14 protein-coding genes and 1 other annotated feature are annotated in these 17,990 nt (G+C 39.5%); of the genes, 7 read left to right on the forward strand and 7 right to left on the reverse strand.

What is annotated here, in order from left to right; genetic code table 11:
* Positions 1 to 2 precede the first annotated feature (2 nt).
* Complete coding sequence (gene thrB / locus DK857_RS01275; protein ID WP_088493767.1) at positions 3 to 953, reverse strand: homoserine kinase; 951 nt, start codon at positions 951 to 953, stop codon at positions 3 to 5.
* Positions 935 to 3,394: a bifunctional aspartate kinase/homoserine dehydrogenase I gene (gene thrA, locus DK857_RS01280; protein ID WP_109401344.1), complete on the reverse strand. Its 2,460-nt coding sequence runs from the start codon at positions 3,392 to 3,394 to the stop codon at positions 935 to 937. The genes thrB and thrA overlap by 19 nt, the downstream gene beginning before the upstream one ends.
* Before the next feature lie 22 nt (positions 3,395 to 3,416).
* Positions 3,417 to 3,537: a sequence feature (Thr leader region), on the reverse strand.
* A gap of 663 nt (positions 3,538 to 4,200) precedes the next feature.
* On the opposite strand from thrA, the gene arcA reads away from it, so the two are divergent.
* Entirely contained in the window at positions 4,201 to 4,917 is a 717-nt protein-coding gene (arcA, locus tag DK857_RS01285) for a two-component system response regulator ArcA (RefSeq protein WP_006535263.1), read from the forward strand.
* A gap of 211 nt (positions 4,918 to 5,128) precedes the next feature.
* Here the strand turns inward: arcA and creA are convergent, their stop codons facing one another.
* Complete coding sequence (creA, locus tag DK857_RS01290; protein WP_193528581.1) at positions 5,129 to 5,587, reverse strand: protein CreA; 459 nt, start codon at positions 5,585 to 5,587, stop codon at positions 5,129 to 5,131.
* A 221-nt stretch (positions 5,588 to 5,808) separates the two neighbouring features.
* Between creA and robA the strand changes: the two genes are divergently transcribed.
* Positions 5,809 to 6,717 carry an MDR efflux pump AcrAB transcriptional activator RobA gene (robA, locus tag DK857_RS01295; RefSeq protein ID WP_109401345.1) on the forward strand — a complete coding sequence of 303 codons (909 nt, stop codon included), beginning with the start codon at positions 5,809 to 5,811 and terminating at the stop codon, positions 6,715 to 6,717.
* Positions 6,718 to 6,760: 43 nt separating this feature from the next.
* Here the strand turns inward: robA and gpmB are convergent, their stop codons facing one another.
* Positions 6,761 to 7,408, reverse strand: a complete 648-nt coding sequence (gpmB, locus tag DK857_RS01300) for a 2,3-diphosphoglycerate-dependent phosphoglycerate mutase GpmB (RefSeq protein WP_109393178.1) — start codon at positions 7,406 to 7,408, stop codon at positions 6,761 to 6,763.
* A gap of 51 nt (positions 7,409 to 7,459) precedes the next feature.
* On the opposite strand from gpmB, the gene yjjX reads away from it, so the two are divergent.
* The gene (gene yjjX / locus DK857_RS01305) at positions 7,460 to 7,996 is read left to right on the forward strand and encodes an inosine/xanthosine triphosphatase (RefSeq protein ID WP_023580954.1); all 537 of its coding nucleotides are present in this window, start codon (positions 7,460 to 7,462) and stop codon (positions 7,994 to 7,996) included.
* A 120-nt stretch (positions 7,997 to 8,116) separates the two neighbouring features.
* Here yjjX and trpR read toward each other — a convergent pair whose 3' ends face one another.
* Both trpR and sltY read right to left on the reverse strand, forming a co-directional pair.
* On the reverse strand, positions 8,117 to 8,428 hold the full coding sequence (gene trpR, locus DK857_RS01310; protein ID WP_075671359.1) for a trp operon repressor: 312 nt from the start codon (positions 8,426 to 8,428) through the stop codon (positions 8,117 to 8,119).
* A gap of 101 nt (positions 8,429 to 8,529) precedes the next feature.
* Positions 8,530 to 10,449: a murein transglycosylase gene (gene sltY, locus DK857_RS01315; protein WP_109393177.1), complete on the reverse strand. Its 1,920-nt coding sequence runs from the start codon at positions 10,447 to 10,449 to the stop codon at positions 8,530 to 8,532.
* Positions 10,450 to 10,790: 341 nt separating this feature from the next.
* Between sltY and ettA the strand changes: the two genes are divergently transcribed.
* On the forward strand, positions 10,791 to 12,458 hold the full coding sequence (gene ettA, locus DK857_RS01320; RefSeq protein ID WP_036911774.1) for an energy-dependent translational throttle protein EttA: 1,668 nt from the start codon (positions 10,791 to 10,793) through the stop codon (positions 12,456 to 12,458).
* Between the two features lie 88 nt (positions 12,459 to 12,546).
* On the opposite strand, the gene DK857_RS01325 is transcribed toward ettA, so the two are convergent.
* Positions 12,547 to 13,344 carry an energy transducer TonB gene (locus DK857_RS01325; RefSeq protein ID WP_109401346.1) on the reverse strand — a complete coding sequence of 266 codons (798 nt, stop codon included), beginning with the start codon at positions 13,342 to 13,344 and terminating at the stop codon, positions 12,547 to 12,549.
* A 171-nt stretch (positions 13,345 to 13,515) separates the two neighbouring features.
* Here DK857_RS01325 and DK857_RS01330 point away from each other — a divergent pair, with 171 nt between their 5' ends.
* The 3 genes from DK857_RS01330 to DK857_RS01340 all read left to right on the forward strand — a co-directional run bounded on the left by DK857_RS01330 (position 13,516) and on the right by DK857_RS01340 (position 17,948).
* The gene (locus DK857_RS01330; RefSeq protein WP_109401347.1) at positions 13,516 to 14,064 is read left to right on the forward strand and encodes an RNA polymerase sigma factor; all 549 of its coding nucleotides are present in this window, start codon (positions 13,516 to 13,518) and stop codon (positions 14,062 to 14,064) included.
* Complete coding sequence (locus tag DK857_RS01335; protein ID WP_227003100.1) at positions 14,054 to 15,082, forward strand: FecR family protein; 1,029 nt, start codon at positions 14,054 to 14,056, stop codon at positions 15,080 to 15,082. The genes DK857_RS01330 and DK857_RS01335 overlap by 11 nt, the downstream gene beginning before the upstream one ends.
* 103 nt (positions 15,083 to 15,185) lie before the next feature.
* Positions 15,186 to 17,948, forward strand: a complete 2,763-nt coding sequence (locus DK857_RS01340) for a TonB-dependent receptor (protein ID WP_109393174.1) — start codon at positions 15,186 to 15,188, stop codon at positions 17,946 to 17,948.
* Positions 17,949 to 17,990: the final 42 nt, after the last annotated feature.

Raw genomic sequence — 17,990 nt, forward strand, 5'->3', positions numbered from 1 at the left:
ACTTACCCTATCTGTCTTGCGCCACGCGTATCTATACGGCAGATATGCACAAAGCCTTCACTGTTTTGTACGTAGTTTTGTTTCAGCCATTCGGCCATCTCTTGTGCGATTTCTAATGAATCACTAATAGTAAAAATGGTAGGCCCTGAGCCTGAAATGCCACAAGCTAATGCGCCTTTCTTCTGCGAAGCCTCTCTGGCTTTTTCAAACCCAGGAAGAAGTTGGGTGCGATAAGGCTCAGCAATCACATCTTGCATCAAATTAGCGGCTAATCCTGATTGCTGAGTATGGCAAGCATGAATAAAGCCAGATAAATAACGACCGTGGTTAATGATGTCAGCTTTAGAGTATTGTTTTGGCAAAATTGCTCTAGCTTCTGCCGTAGATACCTTAATCCCCGGATATGCCATGACCCAATACCAATCATCAAAAGTTGGTACGGACTGACAAATAGTGCCATTTTGTTCCAAAATAAGTTGTAAGCCACCTAAATAACAAGGCGCAACATTATCATAGTGAACACTACCTGAAATACGTCCTTCAAGCTCGCCCATCATCAGCAGCAATTGCCTTTCACCAAAAGGCTTTTGAGCAAATTCATTAAGCGCAACCAATGCCGCAACAACAGAACAAGCACTTGATCCTAAACCAGAACCAATTGGCATATTTTTCTCAAGTGTCATTGCAACAGGAAGTTCTTTGCCTAACTTCTCACAAAATAACTGCCAACATTGATACACAATATTTTGCTTAGGATCTGAAGGTAATTTGCTAACAAAGTGCCCTTTACTTTCAAGTGTAAATGCCGAAGCCGCTTCAACGGTGACACAGTCACCCAGTAATTGCCCATCAATAGGTGAAACTGCCGCGCCAAGGACATCGAATCCGACACTCACGTTGCCTATTGATGCTGGTGCATAAACTTTAACCACGCTTAAACTCCCAATTTCCATGATAAGGTACGTAATACATCTGCAAACACCCCAGCAGCAGTAACATCATTACCAGCACCATATCCACGTAATACCAATGGAATAGGTTGATAGTAGCGAGTGTAAAAGGCTAAAGCATTTTCACCATTTTTCACTTTAAACAGAGGATCATTTGCATCAACTGCCATTATCTTAACTTGGCATTTACCTTCATTGATGATGCCAACATAACGTAATACCTTACCTGCTTTTTGTGCTTCTTCGACTTTAGCATCAAATTCAACATCAACTTGAGGTAAACGATTTAAGAAGCTTGCCACATCACCAGAGCTATCAAATGAAGCAGGCAGTACAGGCTCTACATCGATATCACTTAGTTCTAATTTATAACCCGCTTCACGCGCTAAAATAAGCAGTTTACGCGCAACATCCATACCTGAAAGGTCATCACGAGGATCTGGCTCAGTAAAACCTTTATCTTTTGCTGAAAGAGTTGCTTCAGATAAGCTTTTACCTTCATCTAATTGACCAAAAATGTAAGATAATGATCCTGAAAGAATACCATTAAATTGAACTAACTCATCGCCTGCATTTAGCAAGTTTTGTAAGTTCTCAATAACAGGTAAACCTGCACCTACGTTAGTGTCATATAAGAACTTACGGCGTGAAGCTTCCGCAGCTTGTCGAATTTGATAGTAATAATCCATCGACAGCGTATTCGCTTTTTTGTTTGGTGTAACCACGTTAAAGCCATTTTGTAAGAAATTTGCGTATTGTTGTGCAATTTCTTCGTTTGACGTGCAATCAACGATCACTGGATTTAAGAAGTGGTACTCTTTTTCTAAACGAATAAGTTGGCTAAAGCTAAAAGGCTCTTTGGCTTCTTTTAAAGCTTGCTGCCAATTATCTAAATCAATACCTTGCATATCTTTCAGCATGGCTCTTGAGTTAGCAATGCCGCATACACGAAGATCGATATGCTTATTTTTTAACCATGCTTGTTGGCGATGGATCTGTTCAATTAACGCGCTACCTACACCACCAACACCAACAATAAAGACTTCAACAATTTGATTGGTATTGAAAAGCATTTGATGGCACAAACGCACAGCATTGGTCGCTGAATCATTCGCAATAACAGCTGAAATTGAGCGTTCTGAAGAACCTTGTGCAATAGCTACAATATTAATATTGCCACGAGTTAATGCAGAGAAGAAGCGCGCTGAAATCCCTTTTAAAGTACGCATACCATCACCAACAACAGATATGATAGCGACGTTTTCCATGATATCTAATGGATCAAGTACACCATCTTTTAATTCTAAATAGAATTCATCTGATAATGCTTTTTGCGCTCTAATAAGCTCTTTTTGTGGCACACAAAAGCTGATGCTGTATTCAGAAGAAGATTGTGTAATCAGGACAACAGAAATCCCCGCTCTCGACATAACAGAAAACACACGAGCAGCCATCCCTACCATACCTTTCATACCGGGGCCTGATACGTTGATCATCGCCATATTATTAAGGTTGGTGATCCCTTTAACGGGTGTACTATCGTCTTTTTGACCATCACCAATTAATGTACCCGGAGCATCTGGATTGCCTGTGTTTTTTATTAAACAAGGAATTTGGAATTGGGCGATAGGCGCAATTGTGCGAGGGTGAAGTACTTTAGCACCAAAGTAAGAGAGTTCCATCGCTTCTTGATATGACATCCCTTTTAACAGGCGTGCATCAGGAACTAAACGAGGATCGCAAGTATAAACACCGTCAACATCGGTCCAAATTTCACAACACTTTGCACGTAAGCAAGCAGCTAATACAGCAGCGGAGTAGTCTGAACCATTACGGCCTAATACCACAAGTTCATTTTTCTCATTACCCGCAGTAAAACCTGCCATTAAAATCATATCGTCTTTTGCGATATTGAGTTCTAAGATGCGACGAGTAGATTCAGGAATATCAACAGTAGATTCTAAATAATGACCTTGTGCGAGCAAATTTTTTACTGGATCGATTACAGTGACATTGTAGCCACGAGCCTGTAAAACAGATTCCATAATGGCGATAGAAAGCTTTTCACCACGACAAATCATCGCTGCATTGATGCTATCTGGGCATTGGCCTAATAAAGAGATCCCATGAAGAATATGTTTGATCTCTGCAAATTCACGCTCAACTTTATCTTTTAAGCGTTCATAATCGAAACCAAGCTGTTTTTCTCTTAGACCTTGTAATAAGTTAGCAAAAATTTGCTCAGCTTCTCGTACTTGAGTGAGAGGATCTTCGCCTTCTGCCGTTTTTTCAATCATTGCAACCAAGTAGTTAGTTATCTTGGCTGGTGCTGATAATACGAGAGCGACTTGTCCCTGCTCTCTTTTTTTCTCAGCGATATCAGCAACATTCAGCACACGCTCTGCGTTGGCAACTGAAGTTCCTCCAAATTTTAACACTCGCATACAGCTCTCCTGATTTTTCACCCAAAAAAAAACCCGCATTTCTCAATGCGGGCTTTTTCGATTTTCGTTTTTTATATGCGACAGCCCGCCCCGCAATATAAGATTCCGGTGGTGGTGGTAATAATTGTCATTTTAGCTGGGCTGTAAATGCGCATAACTATCCTGTCTGTCTCAAAATTAGTTTGACTATATACTGGTTAAAGCAAAGCGAGAGAGATGTCAAATTTTTTCTTTTTTTTCACCGAAAAATAAACTCAACTTAAATAAAATATATTCGATCCTTACCTCTATTGTAGTATAGATATTGCTATCACAAAGGGATAAACAAAGAAAATAAAGCTACCATTTTAGGGTTATTTGGGGATTTGTACTTTTATAAGGAATAAGGTATTTTATGCTAGTTTAAATTGTGTAACAAAACTGGAAAAAAAAATAAACCCCACTATATTTAACATATATTTTTCTTTTACATTACATAAATCAAATTATATAGTTAACTATTGAAATCAAGGTTAAGCTGTTATCTTGATTTTGATATGTGTCAACAAAAGTTAGCTTTTTAGATGGTATTTAATACAACTGGTGTTATATTGCTGTTAATAGACTATGGGCGTTTTGCATTCTGATTTTAGCGTTCATTGTCGATTAAAATTGCAAGCTTTGTAATAACGTGATGGTTATTTATCGAATTTCAATCTGGGTCTAGTTTTTACGTGCTAATAACAAAAATGAATAACCACACAAATGCACACAGAAGTTAAACACAGATTTCCTTTTTCTATTTTTGGTAATTTTAGGTAGCAAATATGCAAACCCCGCACATTCTGATTGTTGAAGACGAAGTTGTTACTCGTAATACCCTGAAAAGCATATTCGAAGCTGAAGGGTATATCGTACATGAAGCCACTGATGGCAACGAAATGCACAATGTTCTATCTGATCATGATATTAATCTGGTCATTATGGACATTAATCTTCCTGGTAAAAATGGGCTATTACTTGCTCGTGAATTACGTGAACAGGCAAGTGTTGCATTAATGTTCCTAACGGGTCGTGATAATGAAGTAGATAAAATCTTAGGCCTAGAAATTGGTGCCGATGATTACATTACTAAACCATTTAACCCTCGTGAATTAACGATTCGTGCACGTAACTTACTGTCACGTACCATGAATTTAGTTAATGGCACGGAAGAACGTCGTTTAGTTGAAAGCTATAAATTCAATGGTTGGGAGCTTGATATTAACAGTCGCTCACTAATCAGCCCTGCTGGTGAACAATATAAATTACCACGCAGTGAATTTCGTGCGATGCTACATTTCTGCGAGAATCCTGGAAAAATCCAAACTCGTGCAGAATTACTGAAGAAAATGACAGGCCGTGAACTGAAACCTCATGATCGTACTGTTGACGTAACCATCCGTCGTATTCGTAAGCATTTTGAATCAACACCAGATACACCAGAAATCATTGCAACAATTCATGGTGAAGGTTATCGCTTCTGTGGTGATTTAGACGAGTGATTTGATCCAACATCAAGCACTTAACTAATAGAAAACCCCTGAATAATATTCGGGGGTTTTCTTTCATCTAAAGAAGAGTTAGTAAAATCACAAAAGGTGAAAATTGATCTCAGCAACTGTTTTGAAAAAAAATATAACTTATTTTTAAAAAAAATTTTAAACCTTATTCGTATTAATTTTATTAACCATTAATTTCTTTAGCAAATAAAAATCACTCTTTCCACGGCATAATAGGTACTGCACTAATCGCATTTTTTGGCGAACCATCAATGACTTTATCTGAGTAAGTCAGATAAATCAGAGCATGACGCTGTTTATCGTAAAAACGCACAACTTGAAGCTTTTTAAATACAAGTGATGTTCTTTTCTGGAAAACAACATCACCATTATTTTTTCCTTTAATAACCTTTTCACTTAGTTCAATAGGCCCTACTTGCTGGCAAGAGATTGCCGCATCAGCAGTATCTTCAGCAAGACCTAAACTTCCTGAAATGCCCCCAGTTTTTGCTCGACTTAAATAACATGTGACATTTTTAACTTCAGGATCATCAAATGCTTCAATCACAATTTTATGGTTAGCGCCAAAAAATTTAAATACCGTATCCACGTAGCCAATTTCTTCTGCTTTTGCCATCAAAGAAAAAGGGAGTAAGATAGATACAGCTAACATCTTTTTGAAATTTAACATATTTACCTTGTTCCATTGAAAAGATGAGAAAATAATTCCATCTAGAATAAAACAATCCATTACTAACTGATAGAAGAATTTGTGTACATTAGTCGATGAAAAAGACTATATTTTACGATTGTCTAACAATATAACTTGTTATAGATGTTCAGGCTATTTACCATCTACAGCAATAAATAAACGAATATGACTAAGGGAGATGTATGGATCAAACCAACATCATACGTGATTTGCTCGCTTGGCTTGATAATAACCTAGATAAGCCATTATCCCTCGATAATGTCGCAACTAAAGCGGGTTACTCCAAGTGGCATCTACAACGCATGTTTAAAGAAGTTACAGGACAAGCGATTGGTTCTTATATTCGTTCAAGGCGCCTATCCCGTGCAGCCGTTGCATTACGTTTAACGAGCCGCCCTATTTTAGACATTGCTTTGCAATATCGTTTTGATTCTCAACAGACTTTTACCCGCGCTTTTAAAAAGCAATTTGATAGAACACCCGCTCTTTATCGCCGTTCTGATGAATGGTGTGCGGTAGGAATTTGTCCACCAATTACCTTAGATCCTCAAAATTTACCTAAATGGGAATTTGTAACGTTATCTGAGAAGAAATTAATTGGTATTGAGCAAACTTGCAGCCATACCCTTGAGCAATGGGCTGAAGCCTGCTCTAACATGCGTCAAACCTTCTGGCACTACTATATGAGTAAGATAAGTGCCGTTCCTCATCAAGTGTATGGGCTTCATCACACTCAACATAGCGATGAGCATGAAGACGAACAGCGCGTACTTTATACAACTGCGGTTGAGCCAGATTATGCAACGTTTATTGATGATGATGCAGCAAATGAAGTCTCTCTCGCTGGCGGTGATTATATTCGCTTTGATTTTGAAGGTGAGGCAAAACGAGGCGCAATGCAGGAGTTTTTATTCCTAATTTATGGTGTCTGTTTACCCAATATGGGATTAACACGCCGTAAAGGCTATGATGTTGAAAAATACTATCTTAAAAATGTGCGTTACAGCAATGAGATGGTGACAGAGCCACAAGATCATATCGAACGTTTTGAATATTACATTCCCATTAAACGTGAAGATGTAACCGCATAATAAAAAGCTCTCTTTATGATATGAAAAAGAGAGCTTTTATTTTTTAGCGCTGAACTTCATCTAATGCAGTATCAGTAAGATGACTTACATCACCTGCCGTTTCAATCACCCAACCATTGGCAAGCCAAGGGCTATTTTGATAGTCAACGCGTGAAATCGAGCAATTACGCAATCTTAAACGGCGTTCTGCATATGCAGGTAATCCCAATACTGTGCTCAGTAAGCACCCTAAAGCAATACCATGACTGACTAAGAGAGGACGGCTATTTTCGGGTAACTCAAGACATTGATTTAGCGCAGCCTGCATACGACTTGCTAATTCTGCCATTGATTCTCCTTGGGGAATTCGCCCATCAGGTGTACCATCAATCAAACTCTTGCGCCAAGCCTCTTCTTGTGTCTTTAATGTTGCGATCTCTCGCTGTTCAAGAACGCCCATATTGAGTTCACGTAAACGTGGGTCAGTTATCACTTCACAGCCACAAGCTTGTGCAATGATTTCTGCCGTTTGACGAGTGCGGCCAAGATCGCTTGAGATAATGTGGGTAATGCCTGCTGATTTTACTTTTTCAGCAACTTGCTGTGCTTGACGCACACCATTTGCTGTTAGTGGGCTATCAGATTGCCCTTGAATACGTCTCGCCACGTTCCATTCAGTTTCACCGTGGCGAACAAGATAGACCTGTAACATACATTTTTTCCGTTATACTGCTCTAATTTTTCAAAGGATGATTAATTCATTATGTATCATGTCATTGCAGCCACTACGAATCCAGCAAAAATCAACGCGATAAAACTCGCCTTTGAGCAAGTATTCGGTAAAGATACCTTTGATATTGAAGATATTAATGTCGATAGCCGTGTTCCACAGCAACCTATCGGAAATACAGAAACGAGAACTGGCGCACGTCAACGTGTGATGGCGGCTCGTCAAGTTCGCCCTGAAGCTGATTTTTGGGTTGGCGTCGAAGCCGGTATTGAAGATGATATGACTTTTGCTTGGATTGTTGTCGAACATGGGCAAATTCGTGGAGAATCACGCTCTGCAAGCCTTATGCTACCAGAACAGATCTTAAAAGGGATCCGTGAAGGTCGCGAGCTTGGCGATGAAATGGCTTTCTTAACAAAGATTGATAATATTAAACAGCGCGGTGGTGCGATTGGTTATTTTACTGATGGCCTACTTAGTCGTACTTCTGTGTATCAACAAGCATTAGTGCTGGCATTAGTGCCCGTCACTCATGATATCTATAAAGAACTCAATCAAAAAGAAGATTAATAATTAATCTGATACGTTTTTTAGATATATCAGCTTTAGATAAATAAGAAACAAAAAAGCCATTTAATCAAATGATTAAATGGCTTTTTTATTACTCTAGTTTATATCATAACAACGCAACTATTTCTTTGTCATTAGCTCTTTTTCAAGCCATAATTTCACGTCATGTGGCGCTGTTTTTAAACTATTAGAGCCTCTAGTGATGGTGGCAATACCAACGCCTAACTCTTCTTTTAACTCACGCTGACTTAAATCGCCTCGCATTAGCTCTTGCACAATGCGGACTCGCGTTGCCAAAGCACTACGTTCATCGGGTGTCATTAAAAGTTGTAAAATAGGAAATTGCACATCTTGCTCAAAAGCATGTTGTAATAACGCAACAAATCTTAGCCAGTGCTCATTCTCTTCAGGTGATAATGCAGGATCTTGCATCGTGGGAACCTCTTTTTGCCACACTCATTAACTAGTACACAATATAACATACTTTGCTAATGTACAAAGAGGCTCCGACGATAAATCCGCGCTATTATCTCTTAATAACGACTATTCCACTCATTTTGAGTCAGTACAGGCTGCTGTTCACCCGCAAAGTAGCTATAGAAAACTGCAAAAGAGAGTACATTTTTGACATAACCTCGCGTTTCAGCAAAAGGGATACTTTCAACAAACGCTATTGCATCTAATTGACCATTTGCATCAGATAACCAACGATCAACGCGCGCAGGCCCCGCATTATACGCAGCACTTGCTAAAATACGGTTTTGGTTAAAACGTTGATAGACAGAATCAAGATATGCCGTACCAATCTCAATATTCTTCACAGGATTTGTTAACTGCGCACTACTGACATAACCCGTAATACCCGCCTGTTTTACCGTAAATTCGGCTGTTTTTGGCATTACCTGCATTAAACCTGTTGCCCCCGCTGAAGAGCGTGCTTGTGGGTTCCACGCACTTTCTTGACGAGCAATTGCCATCGCATAATTGCGATCTATCGATTTATCTTTCGTGTATTGCTCAAACTCATTTTTCCAAGCAAGAGGGAAACGTTCTTCTAGATGATCCCACATTTTACCTGTGATCGTGGCCTGTACTGCTAAATCAGCCCATTTTTGCTCATACGCATAACGCGCTAATTCAGACTGTATTTGCGCTGGCTGTGAAGCAATATAGTTTGCCCACTCTGATCGCGCTAAGTTGTCCATTTGCCAATACATTAACTCACGAACACGCTGTATTTCTGGCTGATTAGGGATACTTGGTGAAACACTGGGTGCCTTATCTATTACCATCACATAAGGCTTACCTAATTTGGTCGCTGCAACCATAGGGTAAAAACCACGATTTTGTGTCAGCGCTTCTAAAATAGCTTGTGCTTCACTGTTTTTACCTTGTGATTGCAACACCATTGCACGCCAATAACGCCACTCTTCCTTATTTTTACTTTCAGGTGAGAGTCTTTCTAGCCATAATGCCAATTCAGCTGGTTGGTTTTGGCTTAATGCTAGTCGTACTCGACGCTCACGCAATGTATCAGATGCAGTGTCTTGAATAACGCTATCACGCCATTTTACCTGCTCTGGTGTCGCATAAGGCATATATTGCCACGCCACCGTATCACGCATTAACTGACGTTCACTCGCCGTCATTTTTTGGGCATGTGCGATATTATCAATTTGTGCTCTAGCTGCATCTGCATCTTTTCTTGCCCAACGAGAAAATGCAGATTGTATGATTGAGCGAGAAAAATCCGTCGGTGAAAGAGCGGTTGCATATCGCCCCACTAAGTTTGGATAGTCTTGTAATTCAACCAAGGCATCGCTAATAGTTTGATAATTCTGAGGAAGGCGCCGTGCCAAGTAAGCAGCAAGTCCCGTATTACCATTTTTAATCGCTAAGTTAATGCGCTCTAACACTAATTCTGGAGTTAATTGATTCGCCTTTTGCCATTCATCAAAAAGAGCATCGCAACTTGATGGCATTGAGGTGCCATTTAGCCATGCTTCTTTAGCACCTACCCACGCGGTTTGAATATCGCCTGTTGCCCATTTTGCATAATAATAATTACATCTTGCAGCTTTAGGGTTGGGTGGATTTGGGCTAAAAGTCAGTAAATTTTGCCACTCTTGGCGTTTTGCCAATTCATTTACAAATAGAGAAGGAAGTGCTTTTGCTGGTGGTAATGTAGGATATTTGGCTACAAATTCAGTGACTACAGCTGGTGCAATCACATCAAGATTGTCCGTAATTTGACGGTATTCCAAATAGGGATAAAGTGGGTAACTTTGCAATGTTGGAAGTAATTTTTCTACTTCATCTATTTTTTTAAGATCCCATGCAGCTTTAATTTCTTGATAACGAACACGTTGTTCACTTAATGAATCAGCTTGTGCCCATGTAGAAAAACACAATGCACCTATTGCTACTGCTAATGACCATGTTTGCTTTACCACGTAATTTCTCCCACTTCAAATAGAACCACCAAAGACTGAATACATTAGCTAATATGATAATCATTAACAATGTAAGTTCCCCTCTTTAAGATAAATATTCATTACTTTCAGAGGAAGTACGAAAGGTAGATAAAAACCTCTCTTTTGACTAAGGTTTTCTTTTATAAATCGGGTATACTGGCGACTTTCATCATTTTCGGGTCTTTGGCAAATACTGACATTGACTTTGCTATTGTTCATTTTGGTGCCATAAACACGCGGCTTAATTACAAAAAATTTGTTTTTAGCGCGAAAAGTGGCTCCTCAGATAAAATCTCTTTTATAATCAAAGGGTAATTATAGTGGCTCAATACGTTTATAGTATGTTGCGTGTCGGGAAAATAGTCCCGCCTAAGCGACATATCCTTAAAAACATTTCACTCAGCTTCTTCCCGGGCGCGAAAATTGGTGTGCTTGGTCTTAATGGTGCCGGTAAATCAACATTACTACGCATCATGGCAGGTATTGATACTGATATCGAAGGTGAAGCACGTCCACAACCAGGTATTAAAATTGGTTACTTACCACAAGAACCAAAATTAAATCCTGAACATACCGTACGTGAAGCCGTTGAAGAAGCCGTCAGCGAACTGAAAAACGCATTAAACCGCCTTGATGAAGTTTATGCGGCTTATGCCGATCCTGATGCTGATTTCGATAAATTAGCAAAAGAACAAGGTCAGCTAGAAGCGATTATTCAATCTCATGATGGGCATAACCTTGAAAACCAATTAGAGCGTGCAGCAGAAGCGCTGCGTTTACCTGAATGGGACGCGAAAATTGAGAAACTTTCAGGGGGTGAGCGCCGTCGTGTTGCTATCTGTCGTCTTCTTTTAGAAAAACCAGATATGCTGTTATTAGATGAACCAACTAACCACTTAGACGCAGAATCTGTAGCTTGGTTAGAACGCTTCTTACACGATTATGAAGGTACCGTTGTGGCGATCACGCACGACCGTTACTTCCTTGATAACGTAGCAGGTTGGATCTTAGAACTTGACCGTGGTGAAGGTATTCCATGGGAAGGTAACTACTCTTCATGGTTAGAGCAAAAAGATGCACGTCTTGAGCAAGAAGCGGCAACCGAAGCGGCTCGCCATAAATCTATTCAGAAAGAACTTGAGTGGATCCGCCAAAATCCTAAAGGTCGTCAAGCAAAAGGTAAGGCTCGTCTTGCTCGCTTTGAAGAACTTAACAACGTTGATTATCAAAAACGTAATGAAACCAGTGAACTCTTTATTCCACCTGGACCACGTTTAGGGGATAAAGTGTTAGAAATTAATAATCTAACAAAATCTTATGGTGATCGCGTTCTGATCGATGATTTAAGCTTCTCTATTCCTAAAGGGGCGATTGTCGGTATTATCGGCCCTAACGGTGCGGGTAAATCAACACTATTTCGAATGATCTCTGGTCAAGAGCAACCTGATTCAGGCACCTTAACACTTGGTGATACTGTTAAGTTGGCATCGGTTGATCAGTTCCGCGATAGTATGGATGACAGTAAAACGGTTTGGGAAGAAGTTTCAGGTGGCCAAGACATTATGCGTATTGGTAATTTTGAAATTCCAAGCCGTGCTTATGTTGGTCGCTTTAACTTTAAAGGCGTTGATCAAGGTAAACGTGTTGGCGAACTGTCTGGTGGTGAGCGTGGTCGTTTACACCTTGCTAAACTGCTGCAAGTTGGCGGTAATATGTTACTGCTCGATGAACCAACCAACGACCTCGACGTTGAAACTTTACGTGCATTAGAAAATGCCCTGTTAGAATTCCCAGGTTGTGCGATGGTTATTTCCCATGACCGTTGGTTCCTTGACCGTATTGCCACACATATCATCGATTACCAAGATGAAGGTAAAGTGGAATTCTTTGAAGGTAACTTTACTGAATATGAAGAATACAAAAAACGTACATTAGGTAACGATGCTATTCAGCCTCGTCGCATGAAGTACAAACGTATGAGTAAATAATCGAATTTATTTACGGTATTCGATAATAAAAAAGCAGAGATTATTCTCTGCTTTTTTATATTTTAAGATCTAGCACGTAACGTTTTGGTTAACTGTTCTGTTTATAATCAAAACTTAAAGGTGCCGTAAACGAAATACTCCCATTTTCTAAACGATAACTTTCTGGTACTGGAAATGGCGAAGCGCGTTTAATTGTATTTAAAGCCTCTTTATCAAGAAGGCGATTACCTGATGATGTTTCTACTTTTACATCTAATAATTCACCTTTGGCATTTAACACAATAGAAACTTGTGTCACGCCCGTTGCTTTAAAGCGCAATGCTGTTCGAGGATAACGTTTATAGGCATTAATATGGCTATGAACCAAGCTTTCCCATCCTATCTGTCCACTCACAGAAGAGGAAGATAAACTATTAAACTGAGCACTACTGCTTGTATTAGAGCCTGAAATAGGCGCGCTTGTTACATCCGATGGCGCTTCTGAGACAGGAAGATCATCAGGGACTTTTACTGCAACCGGCTTTGGTTTAACCACTGGCTTTACTTTCGGTTTTTCTGGAATGCGCTCATAAGTACCCTGTGCCACTACTGGCATTTTAGGCAAATCCAATACTTCTTTCACAGGCTCTGGTTCTGTTTCTGCTGGCTCAGGAACAGACATCACTTTCTCAGGCCCAACAGGAACTTCTTTTGTTTCTGCCTGTGCTAGTTGATAGATACCAAGATCCATTGTCATCGCGGGTGGTAAAACGCCATGGCGTTCATCTTTAGATGTTATCCAGCCAATAGCGACAACAACTAACGTTGCATGAAATAAAATACTGGCGGTTAATCCACCAATAGAAAATGAACCACGGCGCGAAAAAGTCGCCGACATACTACTCATAATTCTTGCCTCAGATTTTCTTTCTTGTGAATTATAGGCATAATATAAACACAAATGATATTGCTTATTATTAATAATACAATAAAAAATTAGCTTGATAATTATCATAACTTGTTCGCATGAGAAGCAGTAAGAGCTTATTATTTCACTCTTTTTTAGACACCAGAGATTATGGCTAGCGATAAATCATTGGCACAAAAAATTAGTTGTGCCTATCAATCAACCTATGGACAACTTGTGCGTTTTTTCCACAAACGTACGGGTAATTACCATGATGCAGATGATTTGTCTCAAGATGTGTTTACACTATGGCTAAACAGAAAAGAACAAACACCTGTACAAGAACAGCGTGCTTTTCTGTTTAAAATAGCGAACCACGTTTTGATTGACCATTGGAGAAAAAATCAAAAGCAAAAAGATATCTATCAGGATGATTATGAACTAGATGACGCCGCTCAAAGCTATACCACGGAGCTTGATCCGGGATATGTCCTTGAGCATCAACAGCGTTTAGATCTACTTAGCGAAGCAATTGAAACATTACCTCCACGCCGTCGAGAAGCATTTGTTCTTTATCGTTTTGATGGACTATCACAAAGCGAAATTGCAGAGCAAATGGAAATCTCAATCAGCATGGTGGAAAAACATATTGCTGCTGCCCTATTACATTGCAAAAGATATGTCGATGCAGGACAGGAGAAGTGCACGAATGATGAGTAAGCCGGAGAAAAACATACCGGAAACGAAACCTCACACAGATGAGGATCTAGACTCCTTTTTTTTGGAGACTAATGATGAATTACTCAATGAATCGACTGATGAGCAAGCAGCCCTTTGGTTCACCCGACAACACAGCCAAAGGATGACTCCCAAACAACGCCAAGCATTTAAAATATGGATAGAAAATGATGTAAACCGGCAAGCGTATCAAGATATTGCGGGGATCTGGCGTCAATGCGATGCATTACCACGACCAACAATAGCCACAGTTGAAAAGAAAAAACGCTCTCCTTGGCGTCCAATGATCCACACCACTGCTACTCTTTGTTTACTTACTGTTTTGTATCTTCCTTATAGTCATTTACCTGCATTATTGATGGATAATATGACGCTTGCAACCAGCGACTTACCGAAAGAAATGACCTTAGCTGATGGCTCTAAAGTCTATTTAGACAGAAACACACAGGTAAGAGTGGCTTATGTGCAAGCAGAAAGACAGCTATGGTTAGATAAAGGACAAGCCTATTTCAAGGTCAAATCAAATCCTTATCGCCCCTTTTATGTTCATGCGGATACTCGATTAATTAAAGTTGTCGGCACTGAATTTGAAGTTAGTCGCTATGATAACCACCAAATTAACGTTGCTGTCCATGAAGGGATTGTTGAAGTAAAAGCAACACCAAAATCGTCCCCAGCCTATTTGTATGCAGGCTCTCAAGCCACCAGCACATTAGCAAATGACAATTTTGTTATCTCTTCGGTCAACATTGATTCCGTGGGAAGTTGGCGTTTTGGCCAACTGCATTTCTTTGAGCGTCCATTAAATGAAGTGATAGCTAAACTCAAACCTTATCTTGATATCAATATTCAAATTTCCTCACCCGAAATTGCCAACATGAAAGTCTCGGGAATAGCTAACATAAATGATGCCAAAGACTTTATTACCGCAATTCCACTTATATTGCCGGTTAATGTCGTTTTTACTGATAAAAATAATGCGTTAATTATCAACAAGTAAAAAGAAATATGAAAAATATTCTTTTTTACAGGTGAGGATAATTCTCATTTCACCCTCTTCCCTAGTAACAACAATTATTAAGTTAGTGAATGGGATTGGTGAAATGAAAATGAATAACAAAAAAGAGATCCTTAAGAGGTCTCTGCTAGCATTGCTAATAAGTACCACTATTGTCGCACCTTGCGCTTATGCATCTACCGTTTCAGTGGCTTTGCCAGAACAGTCTTTGGCTGATTCATTAAGTGCCATTGCAAAACAAGGGCAAGTACAAATTTTATTTGATGCAAATTCGATCAAAAACCTGCGGGCTCCAGCACTTTCAGGTCAATTTGAAACCCAAACTGCATTACAAAAAGTCTTAATTGGTAGTGGTTTAGAAATTATTCCACAAGGAAGTGGATTTGTTATTCGTCCTCTCGCCACAACTAACGCGATTGTTATTCCTGAAGTTAAAGTCACCGGTGTCGGTAGTACTTATCACCCAGCTACCGATGTCATTTCCGCTCCGCAATACCTCACGTCAGAAGAGATAAAACAGCGTAATACCGGTGATGGCAACATCACTGACCTACTAAAAAGTAACCCCGCAGTTCAATTCTCCAATAATGACAGCACGTCAATGAATCAGGGTGAAATTAAACCCTCACGCATTTCTATTCATGGTTCTAGCAGTTATCAAAACTCTTATAAACTTGATGGTGTCAGCTTTAACAATGACTTTGATCCGGCTAATTCAGGTAATGGTGAAACCAATACTCGAGTAACCAGTGATGAACAAGGGATGTACCTTGATAGTCGTTTAATTGATAGCGTCACGGTTTACGATAACAATATTCCTGTTGAATTTGGCGGGTTTACAGGAGGCACCGTTGATGTGCAGAGTCGTCGCTGGTCTGGTGAAACTCATGCTAATGCTTATTACCGCACAACGCGTTCAAGCTGGAATAATATTTTTACTGATCCAAAACTAAATTTTGATACAGCCAATAATGATTTTAGTAATCCTGCCCGTTTCCAGAAAAAATACGACAAACAAAACTTTGGTGGTTGGTTTGAAACAGGGTTAACTGAGCATACAGGTTTAATATTCTCTGCTTCTCGCCGTGAATCAACCATTCCGATGATGATGAGTAGTGCGGGAGGTTTTATTCACACACCTGACTATCAATTAGAACAAGTTGAACAAAACGCAGGTTATCGTGACCAAACTCGTACCTCAGATAACTATTTTATCAAATATTCTTGGGATATTTCAGAGACCCAATCTCTTGATTTATCAAGTAATATCGCGCGTTATAAAAGCTATTTATTCTCAGGTTCAGTCTATAACTCAGGCTATGATAATGAGCATAATGGTTTAAGTTTCACTGCGCTTTATAAACATAAATTAGATCTCGGAACATTAGAATTAACAACGGGTTATCAAAAACTAGAAGATAAACGAACGAATGATCAAAATTACTTTATTCGTTTAGATGATGCAATTACTGGTTGGTCAACACCAACAAGTTATAACAGTGGAGGTCAGGGTGATCTAAAGAGTAATCAAGAAACCGTAAGCACTAAAGCGATAATGCGCTTTAACGCGTTCGACTTAGGCTCAACCATACACCAGCCCACAACGGGCTTTGAAGTTGCTCGAACTAAAGGCTCTTATATCAGAGATAAAGATTTTTATAGTTATTTCTATACAGGAATAACTAATCCCGATACAAACGAGTGGAGTGGCGGACGTTCAAATACAACACGCTTCCGATCAGGAAGCCATAGTGCAACCTATACAAACTATGCAATCTATCTTGATGATAATATTCAATATAAACGCTTAACACTGCGTCCTGGTATTCGTTTAGATAGAGATGATTTTGTTCAAAGAAACAATATTTCACCTCGTTTAAGTGGTACTTATGATATTTGGGGCACAGGCAATACGCTCTTAATCGGTGGTGTAAACCGTTACTACGGCCGCTCCATGTTAACTTATGCATTGTATGGGGCACAAAATGCAGGCTTGCAACACTGTTACTTCGATTGCGAATCACCTAATGCCAATTGGAATAACCGTACAGACTTTGACGGTCTAGATTCTTTAAAAACGCCTTACAACGACGAATTCACATTGGGCTTGCAACAAGAAATCGCCTCAACCACTTGGCGTTTACAATACGTTCATCGTAATGGTCGTGATGAAGTGCGTAGTGATACAAAATATCCAGGTAGCACTGATTACGAAAAAATGAATATTCGTGCATTCAATAACAAGGGCCGTAGTTCACACGATACCGTGACTTTATCGGTGAAAAATAGCCAGCCTTGGGAATTAGCACAAGCTGATCATATTTTTAATGCTTCAATAAGTTGGCAACAAAGCAAAACCAATACCCCTAAAGATTCAGGTTATGCCGACTTTAGTCCAAATACTCAAAACGTTAACCGAAACAAAGTGCTATATGACGGAAAAATCATTGATGCCAAAGACTTACCCTCTGGTAACTTCAATTCTCCATTAAAAGTCACAGCAGATCTTACAAGTGTTTGGGATGAATGGAATGTGACTTGGTTTAACCAATTACAATGGAATAGCTGGCGCTCTCAAGCAGAAAAAACCAATAACGGCAACCCAATTAAAACACCTGAAGCGGGTTATATTTATGCCTATAAAAAACAGAACTACAGTAGCCGCTTTACTTGGGATACCAAACTAAGCTGGCAACCTGAGTTTGCTCATGGTGTTGGTGTGTCAATTGAAGTTAACAACGTATTAAATACTCGAAACGTTGCTGATCACTTTACTTACAAAGATAAAGAATACAAATCGTATGAGCCAGGTCGTCAGTTCTGGTTACAAGTTAGCTACGACTATTAATAAATTGACGAAGTTAATGTGAGCAACCAAGTCGATATACAA

The sequence above is a fragment of the Proteus terrae genome (assembly GCF_003144325.1).
In the GTDB taxonomy this organism is placed as follows: Bacteria; Pseudomonadota; Gammaproteobacteria; order Enterobacterales; family Enterobacteriaceae; genus Proteus; species Proteus terrae.

Coding starts and splice junctions, on each gene's coding strand:
- yjjX (WP_023580954.1), top strand. CDS start 7,460: ATGTATCATGTCATTGCAGCCACTACGAATCCAGCAAAAATCAACGCG.
- trpR (WP_075671359.1), bottom strand. CDS start 8,428: ATGCAAGATCCTGCATTATCACCTGAAGAGAATGAGCACTGGCTAAGA.
- gpmB (WP_109393178.1), bottom strand. CDS start 7,408: ATGTTACAGGTCTATCTTGTTCGCCACGGTGAAACTGAATGGAACGTG.
- DK857_RS01340 (WP_109393174.1), top strand. CDS start 15,186: ATGAAAATGAATAACAAAAAAGAGATCCTTAAGAGGTCTCTGCTAGCA.
- arcA (WP_006535263.1), top strand. CDS start 4,201: ATGCAAACCCCGCACATTCTGATTGTTGAAGACGAAGTTGTTACTCGT.
- DK857_RS01335 (WP_227003100.1), top strand. CDS start 14,054: ATGATGAGTAAGCCGGAGAAAAACATACCGGAAACGAAACCTCACACA.
- thrA (WP_109401344.1), bottom strand. CDS start 3,394: ATGCGAGTGTTAAAATTTGGAGGAACTTCAGTTGCCAACGCAGAGCGT.
- thrB (WP_088493767.1), bottom strand. CDS start 953: ATGGAAATTGGGAGTTTAAGCGTGGTTAAAGTTTATGCACCAGCATCA.
- creA (WP_193528581.1), bottom strand. CDS start 5,587: ATGTTAGCTGTATCTATCTTACTCCCTTTTTCTTTGATGGCAAAAGCA.
- DK857_RS01325 (WP_109401346.1), bottom strand. CDS start 13,344: ATGAGTAGTATGTCGGCGACTTTTTCGCGCCGTGGTTCATTTTCTATT.
- robA (WP_109401345.1), top strand. CDS start 5,809: ATGGATCAAACCAACATCATACGTGATTTGCTCGCTTGGCTTGATAAT.
- DK857_RS01330 (WP_109401347.1), top strand. CDS start 13,516: ATGGCTAGCGATAAATCATTGGCACAAAAAATTAGTTGTGCCTATCAA.